15 protein-coding genes and 1 pseudogene are annotated in these 12,415 nt (G+C 68.7%); 10 read left to right on the top strand and 6 right to left on the bottom strand.

The annotated features are described in order from the left end of the window. Window positions 1–57: 57 nt before the first annotated feature. Window positions 58–777, bottom strand: coding sequence for an IMPACT family protein (locus ACFYE3_RS14490; protein WP_387610252.1), 720 nt, complete (start codon window positions 775–777; stop codon window positions 58–60). 101 nt (window positions 778–878) lie between these two features. Between ACFYE3_RS14490 and ACFYE3_RS14495 the strand changes: the two genes are divergently transcribed. The 8 genes and pseudogenes from ACFYE3_RS14495 (at window position 879) to ACFYE3_RS14530 (ending at window position 6,805) form a co-directional block, all read left to right on the top strand. Continuing rightward, complete coding sequence (locus ACFYE3_RS14495; RefSeq protein WP_387610254.1) at window positions 879–2,600, top strand: alpha-amylase family protein; 1,722 nt, start codon at window positions 879–881, stop codon at window positions 2,598–2,600. A 52-nt stretch (window positions 2,601–2,652) separates the two neighbouring features. Beyond that, window positions 2,653–3,270: a dephospho-CoA kinase gene (coaE, locus tag ACFYE3_RS14500; protein WP_387610256.1), complete on the top strand. Its 618-nt coding sequence runs from the start codon at window positions 2,653–2,655 to the stop codon at window positions 3,268–3,270. Window positions 3,271–3,389: 119 nt separating this feature from the next. Further along, a pseudogene (locus tag ACFYE3_RS14505) lies at window positions 3,390–3,432 on the top strand (hypothetical protein); the annotation flags it as partial. A 72-nt stretch (window positions 3,433–3,504) separates the two neighbouring features. After that, on the top strand, window positions 3,505–4,512 hold the full coding sequence (locus ACFYE3_RS14510; RefSeq protein WP_387610258.1) for a BCCT family transporter: 1,008 nt from the start codon (window positions 3,505–3,507) through the stop codon (window positions 4,510–4,512). A gap of 119 nt (window positions 4,513–4,631) precedes the next feature. Beyond that, window positions 4,632–4,901, top strand: coding sequence for a hypothetical protein (locus ACFYE3_RS14515; RefSeq protein WP_387610259.1), 270 nt, complete (start codon window positions 4,632–4,634; stop codon window positions 4,899–4,901). Between the two features lie 272 nt (window positions 4,902–5,173). Continuing rightward, entirely contained in the window at window positions 5,174–5,779 is a 606-nt protein-coding gene (locus tag ACFYE3_RS14520) for a hypothetical protein (protein WP_387610261.1), read from the top strand. Further along, on the top strand, window positions 5,773–6,192 hold the full coding sequence (locus tag ACFYE3_RS14525; RefSeq protein ID WP_387610263.1) for a hypothetical protein: 420 nt from the start codon (window positions 5,773–5,775) through the stop codon (window positions 6,190–6,192). Before ACFYE3_RS14520 ends, ACFYE3_RS14525 begins: the two co-directional genes overlap by 7 nt. A gap of 22 nt (window positions 6,193–6,214) precedes the next feature. Then, window positions 6,215–6,805: a recombinase family protein gene (locus tag ACFYE3_RS14530; RefSeq protein ID WP_387610265.1), complete on the top strand. Its 591-nt coding sequence runs from the start codon at window positions 6,215–6,217 to the stop codon at window positions 6,803–6,805. 602 nt (window positions 6,806–7,407) lie between these two features. On the opposite strand, the gene ACFYE3_RS14535 is transcribed toward ACFYE3_RS14530, so the two are convergent. Continuing rightward, window positions 7,408–8,055: a dihydrofolate reductase family protein gene (locus tag ACFYE3_RS14535; RefSeq protein ID WP_387610266.1), complete on the bottom strand. Its 648-nt coding sequence runs from the start codon at window positions 8,053–8,055 to the stop codon at window positions 7,408–7,410. Between the two features lie 237 nt (window positions 8,056–8,292). Beyond that, window positions 8,293–9,078, bottom strand: a complete 786-nt coding sequence (locus ACFYE3_RS14540; protein ID WP_387610268.1) for a VOC family protein — start codon at window positions 9,076–9,078, stop codon at window positions 8,293–8,295. 725 nt (window positions 9,079–9,803) lie between these two features. Here ACFYE3_RS14540 and ACFYE3_RS14545 point away from each other — a divergent pair. Together ACFYE3_RS14545 and ACFYE3_RS14550 are read left to right on the top strand one after the other, a co-directional pair. Further along, window positions 9,804–10,274, top strand: coding sequence for a hypothetical protein (locus ACFYE3_RS14545; RefSeq protein ID WP_387610269.1), 471 nt, complete (start codon window positions 9,804–9,806; stop codon window positions 10,272–10,274). Window positions 10,275–10,481: 207 nt separating this feature from the next. Continuing rightward, window positions 10,482–10,685, top strand: coding sequence for a hypothetical protein (locus tag ACFYE3_RS14550; protein ID WP_387610271.1), 204 nt, complete (start codon window positions 10,482–10,484; stop codon window positions 10,683–10,685). 158 nt (window positions 10,686–10,843) lie between these two features. Here ACFYE3_RS14550 and ACFYE3_RS14555 read toward each other — a convergent pair whose 3' ends face one another. From ACFYE3_RS14555 to ACFYE3_RS14565, 3 genes are all read right to left on the bottom strand, one after another. Beyond that, window positions 10,844–11,374, bottom strand: a complete 531-nt coding sequence (locus ACFYE3_RS14555; protein WP_387610273.1) for a hypothetical protein — start codon at window positions 11,372–11,374, stop codon at window positions 10,844–10,846. A 213-nt stretch (window positions 11,375–11,587) separates the two neighbouring features. Then, window positions 11,588–11,833 (bottom strand): hypothetical protein, encoded by a 246-nt coding sequence (locus tag ACFYE3_RS14560; RefSeq protein ID WP_368823304.1) that lies wholly within the window; start codon window positions 11,831–11,833, stop codon window positions 11,588–11,590. A gap of 262 nt (window positions 11,834–12,095) precedes the next feature. Then, the coding region (locus ACFYE3_RS14565; protein WP_387610275.1) for a hypothetical protein at window positions 12,096–12,415 on the bottom strand (320 nt) is incomplete at its 5' end.

Consider the following 12,415-nt stretch of genomic DNA (forward strand, 5'->3'; position numbering starts at 1 on the left):
ACCACGACGGCCCCCGCCCCTCGAAGGGCGGGGGCCGTCGTGCTGCCCGGGCACGGCTCAGCGCGGGCCCCCGGCGGGCCCGTCGACCCAGTCCGTGCCGACGGGCCGCAGGACCCCGGCGCCGGAGGTCAGCGAGGCCACGCGGGATCGCAGCGCGGCGACGGCGGCGTCGTCGTCGGGCAGGGCGAGGCCCAACTCCGCGCCGGCCGCCCCGTAGACGGTGTCCAGGACCGTGGTCCCTGCCGCGCGCAGCTCGTTCTCGATCCGGCCCGCGTCCGCGTGGGAGGCAGGGAGCCGGTAGAGCCGCTGCCGCCGGCGCTCCACCAGGAACGCGCCGTCGAGCGCCCGGGACACGGCGTCGGAGTACGCGCGCACCAGGCCTCCGGCGCCGAGCCGGGTGCCGCCGAACCAGCGGACCACCACGGAGCTCACGTCGGAGAGGTCGGTGACGTCGCCGCCGCCCGCGTCCGTGGCGGTGCGGCGCAGCACGAGGGCCTCGAGCATCGGCAGACCCGCGGTGCCGGCGGGCTCGCCGTCGTCCGAGGAGCGCTGCACGTCCCGGTCGGGCCCCAGGACGAACGCCGAGCAGTGGTGGCGGGCGTCGTGGAAGCCGCGCCGCAGCTCCTCGACCAGGGCCCGGGCCTCGGCCTCCGTGGACGCCCGCCGCAGCACCGCCATGAAGCGGGAGCGCTTGATCTCCAGCTCGGCCACCGCCTCCGTGCCCGCGGCGAGCGTCGTGTACCGGGTGGCGCGGCTGAGCAGGGGGTCCGGGTCCATGCTCCCCACTCTAGGCCGGGCCCCCGCGCCCTCGACGGGACCGGGGCGGGGTGCTAGACAGGGGAGCAGCCACCACCTGGGGAGCAGACGAGGGAGCAGACATGCGCATCGCCGACACCTCCGACCTCTGGTGGAAGCAGGCGGTCGTGTACTGCGTGGACGTCGAACGGTTCCTGGACACGGACGGCAACGGCGTCGGCGACATCGCCGGGCTGGCCGAGCGGGTGGACTACCTGGCAGAGCTGGGCGTCACCTGCCTGTGGCTCATGCCGTTCTACCCCACGCCGAACCGGGACGACGGGTACGACATCACCGACTTCTACGGCATCGATCAGCGCCTGGGGAGCTTCGGCGACCTCGTGGAACTCGTGCGCACCGCCCAGGACCGCGGTCTGCGGGTCATCGCCGACCTCGTGGTCAACCACACCTCCGACCAGCACCCGTGGTTCCTCGCCGCCCGCTCGAGCACGGACAGCCCGTACCGCGACTACTACGTGTGGCGGGAGGACGAGCCGCCGGACACGTCCGAGAAGGCCGTGTTCCCCGACAAGGAGGGCGGCATCTGGACCCGGGACGAGGCCACCGGGCACTGGTACCTGCACCGCTTCTACCGCCACCAGCCGGACCTCAACCTCTCCCACCCGAAGGTGCGGGACGAGATCGCGAAGGTCGTCGGGTTCTGGCTGCACCTGGGCCTCGACGGCTTCCGCGTGGACGGGATCCCCCAGCTGCTCGCCCTCGAGCAGGGCGACGACTTCGAGAACCAGGGCGGGTTCACGGACCCGCACGGGTTCCTGCGCTCGCTGCGCAGGTTCGCGAACCGCCGCAACGGCCGGGCCGCCCTGCTGGGCGAGGTCAACCTGCCGTACCAGCAGCAGCTCGAGCTGTTCGGCACGGAGGACGCGGGGGAGCTCACCATGATCTTCGACTTCGTGGCCATGCAGAACCTCTACCTCTCCCTGGCCCGCCAGGACGCCGGGCCCCTGGCCACCGCCCTGAAGAACCGGCCGCGCATCCCGCAGGACGCCCAGTGGGCCAACTTCGTGCGCAACCACGACGAGCTCACCCTCGACCAGCTCTCCGAGTCCGAGCGGGAGGAGGTGTTCGCCGCCTTCGGGCCCGAGGAGCGCATGCAGGTCTACGGCCGGGGCCTCACGCGGCGGCTGCCGCCCATGCTGCAGGGCGACCAGCAGCGCATCCGGATGGTCTACTCGCTGCTCTTCTCGCTGCCGGGCACCCCGGTGCTGTACTACGGCGAGGAGATCGGCATGGGCGAGAATCTCGACGCCGAGGGCCGCATGGCCGTGCGCACGCCCATGCAGTGGACCTCCGGGCGCAACGGGGGCTTCTCCTCCGCCGACGCCGCGGACCTCTCCGGTCCCGTCGTCGAAGGGGAGTTCGGGCCGGCGAACGTGAACGTGGCCGACGCCAAGCGGGACCCGGACTCCCTGCTGCACTTCGTCACCGGCCTGGCCCGCCGCTACCGGGAGTGCACCGAGCTGGCGTGGGGCCCCGCCGAGGTTTTGGACCAGCCGCGCCGGGAGGTGCTGGCCCACCGGTGCTCGTGGGAGGGCTCCGCCGTCGTGGCGCTGCACAACCTTTCCGCGGAGCCCACCACGGTGCCCCTGCGGCTGCCGGACGAGGCGGAGGGCACCGAGCTGCTGGACCTGTTGGGGGACGGGACGTGCACCCTCGACGCCGACTCCTCGGCGGAGCTGGCCCTGGAGGGCTACGGTTACCGCTGGCTGCGGGTGCGGCGGGCGCACGGGCCCGGCACGCTGCCGGACGTCATGACCACCGTGGCCGGCGCCGGGGAGTCGTGAGCGCCCCGCGGGGCCCGGCCGGCCCGGGCGGGTCGGCCGATAGCATGGTCCCATGCTGACCATCGGTCTCACCGGCGGGATCGCCTCGGGCAAGTCCACGGTCTCCCGGCGGCTCATGGAGCTGGGGGCCACCGTGATCGACGCCGACGCGATCGCGCGGGCCCTGCAGGAACCGGGCCGGCCCGGCCTCGACGGGATCGTCGAGGAGTTCGGCCCCTCCGTGCTGACCCCGGTCGGCCGCCTGGACCGGGCCGCGCTCGGCACCCGCGTGTTCGCGGACCCGGAGGCGCGCTCGAAGCTCAACGCGATCATCCACCCCCTCGTTCGCGCGGAGGCGGAACGGCTCGCGGCCGCGGCGGGGGAGGACGCCGTCCTGGTCGAGGACATCCCGCTCCTCGTGGAGACCGGCCAGCACGGGCGCTTCGACCTCGTCCTCACCGTCCAGGCCCCGGCGGAGGAGCGCGTGCGGCGGATGGTCGAGGACCGCGGCATGACGGAGGCGGACGCCCGCGCCCGGATCGCCGCCCAGGCCACGGACGAGGACCGGGCGGCCGTCTCCAGCACCGTGCTGGTCAACGACGGCTCCGTGCACCGGCTGCTCGACCGCGTGGACGCGTGGTGGGAGTGGCACGTGGAGCCGCGCCTGCCGTCCACGGTGCCCGCGGAGTGAGCCTCCAGAGCCGGACGACCACGCGGTAGGGTCGAAGCACCGAAGCACACCACGGAGACTTTGCGAACCCGCCCCGCCAGGGCGTGGCGCCGTCCTCCGCGGAGGCCGCCACCGAGGCGATGGGCTTCACGCTCTACCACTTCGGGCTGCACACCTGGACGATCTTCACCCTCCCGGCGCTGGCCTTCGGCTACTTCATGTACAAGCGCAACCTGCCGCCGCGCCTCCGTCTCCGTGGCCCTCGGCCTCGACCGGGGCATCAAGCGGCTGTCCAACACCAACATCGTCATCGTGATCGCCCTGCTGGTCTTCATCCTCGTCTCCGGCCCCACCATGCTGATGCTCAAAGGCATGGTCGAGTCCGCCGGCACGTACCTGTCGATGCTCCCGGCGCTCGCCTTCTGGAACGACTCCCTCGCGGACACCGGGTGGCAGAGCGGCTGGACCCTCTTCTACTGGGCGTGGACCATCACGTGGTCCCCGTTCGTGGGCATCTTCATCGCCCGCATCTCCCGCGGCCGCACCATCCGCCAGTTCGTCTCCGGGGTGCTGGCCTTCCCCACGCTGTTCTCCGTCATCTGGTTCGGGATCTTCGGCATGGGCGTGTTGGACATCGAGCTCAACGGTGAGGGCGCGCTCGTCGAGGCCGTCGTCGACGAGGGCGACATCCCCGGCGCGATGTTCGTCTTCCTCGAGAGCTTCCCGTTTTCGACCGTCACCTCCGCCGTGGGCGTGCTCATCGTGGTGCTGTTCTTCATCACCTCGATCGACTCCTCCGCCCTGGTCATGGACACCATGGGCAGCGGCCACGAGGAGGAGTCCCCGGTGCACCAGCGCGTGTTCTGGGTCATCGCCATCGGCCTCATCGCCGCGATCCTGCTGACCGCCACCGGCACCACCGGCCTCGCCGCGCCGCAGAACGTGGCCATCCTCATCGGCCTGCCGTTCTTCGTGCTGGGGTACCTGATGATCTACTCCCTGCTCCGGGCCCTGCGCGAGGACGCCGGTGAGGTGGGCGTGCTGCCCACCCGCCAGTGGCGCCGCGTGCTGCCGTCCGAGCAGTTCCACCGCCGCACCTCCACCGGCGCCGAGGTGGACGAGGAGATCGTCGTGGCCCCCGACTACGTGCACGGCTCGGAGCCGGCCAACGCCCCGGCCATCGAGCACCCGGAGCAGCCCGACTACGTGCGGGAGTACCGCACGAGCACGGGTTCGCTCAAGCAGATCCGCGACATCGAGTAGCCGAGCGGTCCGCTCGGTCCGCTCGGGCCCACCGGCGTCACCCGCCGTTGGGCCCGGTCCGTGGAGGCGTGCGAGCGTTAGACTGGTGATCACCATCACAGTCGGCAACGGGGGACGTCATGGTGAGGAACAGGCAGCACACGAACCGGGACGGCGAGCAGCAGCACCGCATCCTCGACCGGCTCAACGCCATCGCGATGCGGGTGTACGGGCCGGGGGACCGTCTGGCCCAGGCGCAGCAGGGCGAGCGGATGAGCGAGGCCGCGGAGGCGTGGTACCAGGAGGTCCAGGAGCACTTCTACGTGGAGAAGGACGAGCACGGCAACGAGTACCTCTACCACCGGGACGACTCCGGCGAGGGCACGAACACCGGCAGCTCGCGCAACTGACGCACACACCGCAGGACGGGGAGCCTCTTCGAGGTTCCCCGTCGTTGCTGTGTGCGGTCGTTCGACGGACGTGGGGGTGGGAGTCATGACGGTGAACCAGTCCGCGGAAGCGCTTCGTCTCTGTATCGAGCCACGGCAAGAGGGTGTTCGTCGGGGGTGCCTGGGCAGAGCCAACGGGTATCCGGTGCCGACAGCTGGTCCCGCGGGCCCGGGACGACAACAGTATGAGCGAGTCCTCGGGGTTGCGCGGATGACACATCTGATGCCGGGAAGTGGCGATCATCAGGCCATGGAACCCGTCACAGCTTCATGAAGGTGCACCAACGTCTCCCGTACTGCTGACCGAGCTGTTCCGGGACTTTGCCGTGACCAATGCCCGGATCGCGATCCTGACCAACGGGGAGGTCTATCACTTCTGCACGGACCTGGACGCCCCGAACAAGTTGGATTCGAAGCCCTTCCTGGTTCTGGACCTGGCCGACATCGACGCCACGCTGATCCCAGAGTTGCAGAAGCTGTCCAAGGAGGTCTTCGACCTCGACTCCATCATCAGTGCCGCCGGGGAGCTGAAGTACATCGGTGCGATCAAGCGTGCTGTCGCCGCTCAGTTCAGGAAGCCCGATGTGGAGTGGGTCAAGTTCTTCACCACCAAGATCTACGAGGGCGCCTTCACCCAGAAGGTGCGTGATCAGTTCACCCCGCTGGTGTCCAAGGTCGCTCAGCCGTTCCACAACGAGCAGGTCAACAACCTCCTGACCACCGCCTTGGGCGCCGGCAGCGCCCCGCGCCGGTCGCCTCCACCGATGCCCCTGCCGAGGCAGTGGCAAGCGAGGCGGAGGTGGAGAAGGATCTGCGCGAGTCCAGTGACGGAGTGCTGACCACCATCCAGGAACTGGAAGCGTTCCAGATTATCCGGGCGATCGTCTGCGGCCAGGCCAAGCCCCAGCGCGTGGCCTACCGCGACGCCAACTCCTACTGCGCAGTCCTGCTCGACGACAACAACCGCAAGTCCATCGCACGGTTGCACTTCAACACCGGCCAGAAGTACATCGGTCTCTTCGTTGAGGACAAGAAGGAGACCCGCCACCCGATCGACGCCCTCGAGGATATCTTCCAGTCCAGCGACCACCTCCGATCGGCTGTCGAGCGGTTCGTCGGCGCAACTGCCACAGAGGGCATGGGATGCGAGACGTCTCGTCCGCAAAATTTGCGCCCGCATGATTCCGCGGTTCGGCATGTCTCGTATCCTTGTGCTTTATCCATGCCCCTTGAATCGAATACTCAACGTTAGTTGCGAGACAGATGGGATGGATATGGGGAAGCTGATCGGATACGCGCGAGTCTCGACACGGCAGCAGGACGCGGACCGTCAAGTGTCTGACTTGCTGAAGGCGGGCGTGCGACGCGATGACGTCTATGTGGACAGTGGAGTGTCTGGTGGGCGTGCGTCGCGTCCACAGTTCGACAAAGCGGTGGCCGCCCTCGAGGAAGGCGACACCCTGGTCATCACCACGCTGGACCGTCTGGGTCGGTCGACGCAGAACATGCTGGCCTTCGCCGAGGCGCTCCGGGGCAGGGATGCCGGGCTACGGGTGCTGAACCTCGGTGGGGGAGACGTGGACACCGCGACCCCGATGGGCTCGATGATGTTCACGGTGATGGCCGCCCTCGCCCAGATGGAGCTGGAGATCAAGCGGGAGCGGATCACCGACTCGATGGCCAAGCGCAGGGCCGCCGGCAAGGACCTCGGCGGGCGGCGGCAGACCTTCACCGACTCCCAGATCCGCAACGCGCTGCTACTGATCGACGGTGGGGAGCCGGCCACCCAGGTCGCCCGCGACCTCGGCATGTCGCGGGCCACTCTCTACCGGCGAATCCGAGAGCTGCCAACTACCGTCGTCTGAGCGGGCGGCAGCCCAGTTCGGGGGAACCGTCGATTGCATCGTGACCGTGAGGGATCAAGGGCTCAAGCGCTGCGAATTGGCTGAGCCCTAGGGTTCCGCTGGAGTCGCCGGCCAATGGTCAGCGGCAGGTGCGCCCGTGATGACCGGGGCAACTTCGGCGCCCTCGGACCCAGGCACCCACCCCCACACCGGCCAGTGCCCACAAGGCACCGGCGCCCACTCCGGCGAGCACGATCCAAAACGGTACGCGCAACTGGTCCTCCAGCGGGGGCCGGGACGCGGTGACCGTGGTGTTCTCCGTCATGGCGGCAGGATGGCACAGGCGACGGTGGCTACGGGAGCGTCACTACGGTCTGTGTCGGTCCGCGAAGCGGCCTACAGGGCCCTTCGGGTTCGGGGATCGGCGACGGTATGGGCGGCTCGGGCTGATTCCGAAATGATTGCTGAAGGCTCTGCTGAAGTGGGCAGGATCAGCGGCTGCACAAGCAGCTCGGTCCTTTTGGCTTTACATATGGCGGGCTACCGGTCACTTGCCACGAAAGCAGCGTTGCAGTGGTGGTTCTATTGCGGCATTGTCACCACTTACCCCGGGGCATCCCTGGTCACGGGGTCTTCCGGTCGAAGGTCAGGTGGGTGACTCCGCTGGGTGCGGAGACGGCCTCGATCTCGTAGTCGGCCTCCAGTGCCTCCAGCCCGTCCCACACCCGCACGCCACGGCCGAGCACGATCGGCACCTGGACCAGGTGCATGTGATCGATCAGGCCCGCGGCCAGGAAGTCGCGCACGACGGTGGGGCCACCTCCGATGCGCACGTCTGCTCCGTGGGCCGCCGCACGGGCGGTGTCCAGGGCTTGGGCCGGTGCGGCGTCGAGGAAGTGGAAGGTGGTGCCACCGTCCATCTGGATCGAGGGTCGCGGGTGGTGGGTCAGCACGAAGGTCGGGGTGTGGAACGGGGGGTTCGTCCCCCACCACCCCTGCCAGTCGGGGTTGTCCTGCCAGCCCGGTGGGCCGAACTTGCCCGCGCCCATGATCTCGGCGCCGATGCCCGGCTCGTGCTGCTGGGCGAACGCGTCGTCAACCCCGGTAGAGCCGCCGGTGCGTCCCAGGATCGGGGCGCCGAAGCGGGTGGCGAACATCCACGCAGCAAGCCGTTGGCCGGCGTGACCCATGGGCGCCTCGAGTGACTGGCCCTGGCCAGTCGCGTAACCATCCAGCGAGATGGAGAGGTTGTGTATGCGGGTCCGTGTCATCTGCTCGCTCCGTCTGCTCGGTTCCGGGTGTGTAGGGGACTGCTGAAGCTTCGGTGGACTGCTGGGCTCATGAGGTGCGGTTGGGGTTGCCGACAGCACCGATCTGACTGGGCTGTCAGGACACTGGCCTCGACTCCGCCCAACGTCGGAGTTCGCCTCGGCCACCGGCGTCCGGGCACAGGAATCCCATGCCCGGACGCCGGTGGTGCCGAGGGAACCTGCGGGGCGGGGTGTGGCCTACATGTTCTCGGTGGGGGTCATGACCGCGAACGACTCCCCATCGGGGCCGGTGCCCACGGCCATCCGCCCGTACTCGAAGCCCGAGGGTTCCCAGGTGATGGTGCCCCCGGCCTCGCGGATGCGGCCTGCGGCGGCGTCGACGTCGTCGACCTGGAAGGCCACCGACCACCCGATCTGCGGGCCGTCGGCGTGGGGATCCGGGCCCCCGATCCCCCCGGCGGGCATCTCCTGGCCCGGGACCGTGAACAAGGCGTAGGGCATCGTCTCATCGCCCATGTCCTGGTAGGTGTAGCCGAAAACCTGGGTGTAGAAACGCCGGGCGGCATCGGAATCAGCGGTCATCACATCGCACCACACCGGAGCGCCGGGCTCACCGAAGAGCTGGAACCCGGTGTGTTCCTTGGCCTGCCACATCCCGAAGACCGCCCCGGTGGGATCGGTCCACTGGCCCATGTGCCCGAAGGGCCCGACCTCCATGGGCTCGAACACCGCGGTGGCCCCAGCACCGGTGGCCTTGGCCGCGTCGGCGTTGATGTCCTCGGTGGCCAGGTAAACGTCCCAGGTGTGCGGGGCTGCCTCCATGCCCTCCAGGGTGGGGGCGAGCCCGGCCACGGTGCGCCCGCCGACCAGGGCGTTGGAGTACCCGCCGTACTCGGGGGCGGAGTCGGTGTAGTCCCAGCCCAGCACTGCGGTGTAGAAGGTCCGGGTGCGCTCCAGATCGGAGGCCATCAGATCCACCCAGCACGGCGTGCCGGCGGGCCAGGGAGTGGTGTGCGTGGTCATGGAAAGCGTCCTTCCGCGAGATCGTGTGGAACCGTCCTGACGGAGGACCGCGGCACGAGGTCACCTTCTGCAGTGGCTGCGCGGTGATCTCCGACATGGCTCAGGCTACGGATGCCCCCGGACGGCGCAACGCCATGACACCTAGCCGATGTGACTGTGACACGCACGGTTGAAAGCGACCGGATACCTGAGGACAGACAGCACATCGCAACCGTGCCATGACCCCCCAGGTCCTCCCCGCCCCGTCAGGGGCCGCTCGGTAGCAGGAGGGGGCCTTCGGCCATATCTGGCAGGCAAGGCCATCACGGGGCTTGCCTGAACAGGTGCTGCAAGCGTGGGCTTTGCGGTAGGGGTTGCTGTCCGCAGGGCCAACGCCACAGCAATGCCCGCATGCCGCACGCGCCGGCGAAAGCTGCCTCTGGGTGGACAACGCGGACCGGAAACGCCTCGTGAGCACGAGGGGGCGTCCCGCCAGCGGAAGTGGGGACATTATGAAAGTCGATCTTTTTCTTGCTGCTCGGTACGGTGGGGGCATCACGCACGGTGCTCAGTCGGGGGGGCTGACCCACCCAGCGTGGACCGTGTCGGAGTGCTCAGCCGGGGGGCTGACCCGCTCCAGACCGGTCGAATGGCCGCCGTCCTGGCGGCAGAAGATCAGGAGCCTGGGGCTCCGTCGTCGGGGGGCGACTCTTCTGCCGCCGGGCCGGCGGCCCCACACGGCACCCGTGACACTCCCTCCGGCCCTGTGGCAGCACGACGACCACTCGCAGGTGGTTGTCCCGGTGGAGGAGGTTCGCATCAACGATGTCCACCTTGCCGCCGCGCACGCCGGCTGGGCGAGTCCCGTGATGGATCCGCTGTCCCGGGCGGCGGCCTTCGCCGCACTGCGTCCGGCCCTGGACGCCTTGATCCACCAAGCCGGCGCCGATTCCCGGCTGAGCCCGCAGGCCCGTCGCGTACTGCGCGCGGTGGCCCGCACCCGTCCCGAGCACACGCTGGCCCTGGCCGAGATCGCCGCCCGCGCCAGCACGGCCAAGGCCCGGGTGCTTGTTGCGTTGACCGAGCTGGACGCCCACGGCTATCTCGCCCACCTGGCACACATCGCCCCGCACCTGAGCGCAGCACTGCCCTCGCATGCCCCTCTCACCCCTGCAGCGGCCCCTACGGGCGAACCCGTCGAGGCAGACACCGCCTAAACCTCCGCGCAACGAACTCACGCCGGACCCGGTGGGGGCCTGATGCAGAAAGGGCTCCTATGCAGGTGCTGAAGTGACCGCACCTATGCTGTGTCCTTCTCCACCCATCGATGCTTTGCTGAGACCCATGACGAATGGAGGCGATCGGTGGATACGCGTAGCACGCCCCGACGGAGCGGCCCCGGGTGGATCGTATGGCTGACAGCGGTGCTGCTGATCGCTTGGATCGTTCTCGGTTTCGTGAGCGGGTGGCAGCTCATCCACGTCCTCGGCGTTGTGGCGATGGCGCTGCTGCTCGCCGGCTTCCTCCGCCAGATGCGGCAACCCCGTCGGCGAACCAGCCAGGCCAAGCCCGGCCGGGCTCAGCGGCGTAGCGCCGATGGAAATTCCAGCAGCGAGGAGACGCCCTGAGGCGAGCCGCTCCAGGGATCACTGGAGCACCTGTTGAACCCTGCAGGTGTGGTGTGCCCTAGGTGTTGGACTACCGGGCCGTTGAATCCGACGCCTTGGCCTGAGTCTTCTTGTAGGGACACCCGCCTACGCGGATGCGGTGACGGGCGCGTTCGCGCCTACGCGCGCCGTTGAGGTTGGACGCGACCGGTGTGACCCGGGGGGTTCTCGGCGAGCTGCTTGAGTTTGAGCAGTTGCCGTCGAGCCATGACCAGGTCGCCGACCGAGACGACAGGAGCCAGCAGGCCCCACGTGCTCGTGACGATCTTCAGCAGCAACCGCGTGCTCTCATCGGCCGGGACGAGCACGTAGGACAGGACGGCGCCCAGAACGCACCCGGTGTAGTGCACCTGGGGTTCGATCGACAGGAGGCGCCCTTGGGGGCGGTTCGCCGTGCTCGTGAAGTGTTGACCGGGTATCGGCGCAGGCAGGTCGAGCAATTGCTGTGGGGAGCGTTGCCCGAAGTTGTCGAGCCAGTCGTAGGAGTAGGGCGCGCACTGGATCTGGGTGACCCAGGGCCATACCCTGTCCGGGGTCGTGTGCACGGTGACGCCGCGCCAGAGCTGCAGGCTCGGGGCAGGGACGAGGTCGTCGCAGGGGTAGTGGCCGGTGACCTCGTCATCGCTCACGCCCCATCGGTCGCCGATCATGTTCTCTCCTCCCGGCTGCAATGGCGTGCCGTGCGTCCGGTGCGATGGTCGTACGGGCTGAGGAGCAGGTCCTCGGCGCCGCGGGTGCATGGCGTGGCAGTCCCAGATGGCGTTTCCTGCGGCAGTTGATCGATTGCCTCCGGTGACCGCTCCGCCGGTGATCACGGAGAAGCCCCGCCTGGGTGCTTTCTCAGGCGGGGCTTCTCCGTAGGGTCAGGAACCGTAGTTCTCGAAAATCAGGTCGTCGGTGTTCTTGTCCAGTTGCATGGCACTGCTGTGCTGGATCAGCCGGGCCACCGTGGACGCCTCGCTGTCGGGGACGACGAGAAGGTATTCCTCCACTCCGTCGTCCAGGGTCAGCTCAAAGGTGTAGGCCCCTGCTTGCCCTTCGCCCTGGTTGCTGCGGATCACATCCACGCTGGTGACCCGACGGATGTTCTTACCCTGACCTGCTGGCATGATGTCCTCCTTGCGACGGTCACCACCACAGCGGTGACCGTTGTTGGGCCGCCCAGGAAAACCCTCGGGCGGTCTCTTGCCATATCCGCCAGTAACCCTGTACTCGGTCTAGGACTACTGGAGGTTCCACGTCACCGGTCGGCGACGATATCTTCACAACGCGGGTCCGTCGGTCATCGGGACCGTTCACTGATCGTGACGGCCTCGGAGCCCAGGCCCTCGTAGAAGCTGTCCATCCGCGCATCCGCTCGGGAAGAGCCGGTCACTGCCGGGTGTCGAGCTCGCAGGCCACTTCGTGCTGGTGATCCAACGTCCAAGGGTGGGCACCGGAAGGACTCAGCACCTCCGTATCGAGCTGTCGCCGCAGTCGGCTGTCCAAAGCCTGGACCTCTTCCAGCGACAACGTGGACAGATCCTCGGGAAAGACGCCGGCAGGATCCAAGCGGGTCTGATCCGAGCCCAGCACGGGGCTTACCGGATGGGTGCGGGGGGTGGTCGTTGAATGGAGCGCGAGGGGAAGACTCATCTGGGCGTGCTCACTCACGTAGTCGTCATCGATGGAAACGCGGGTCAGCTGGCACC

This window comes from Kocuria arenosa (assembly GCF_042879215.1).
GTDB classification, from domain to species: Bacteria; Actinomycetota; Actinomycetes; order Actinomycetales; family Micrococcaceae; genus Kocuria; species Kocuria arenosa.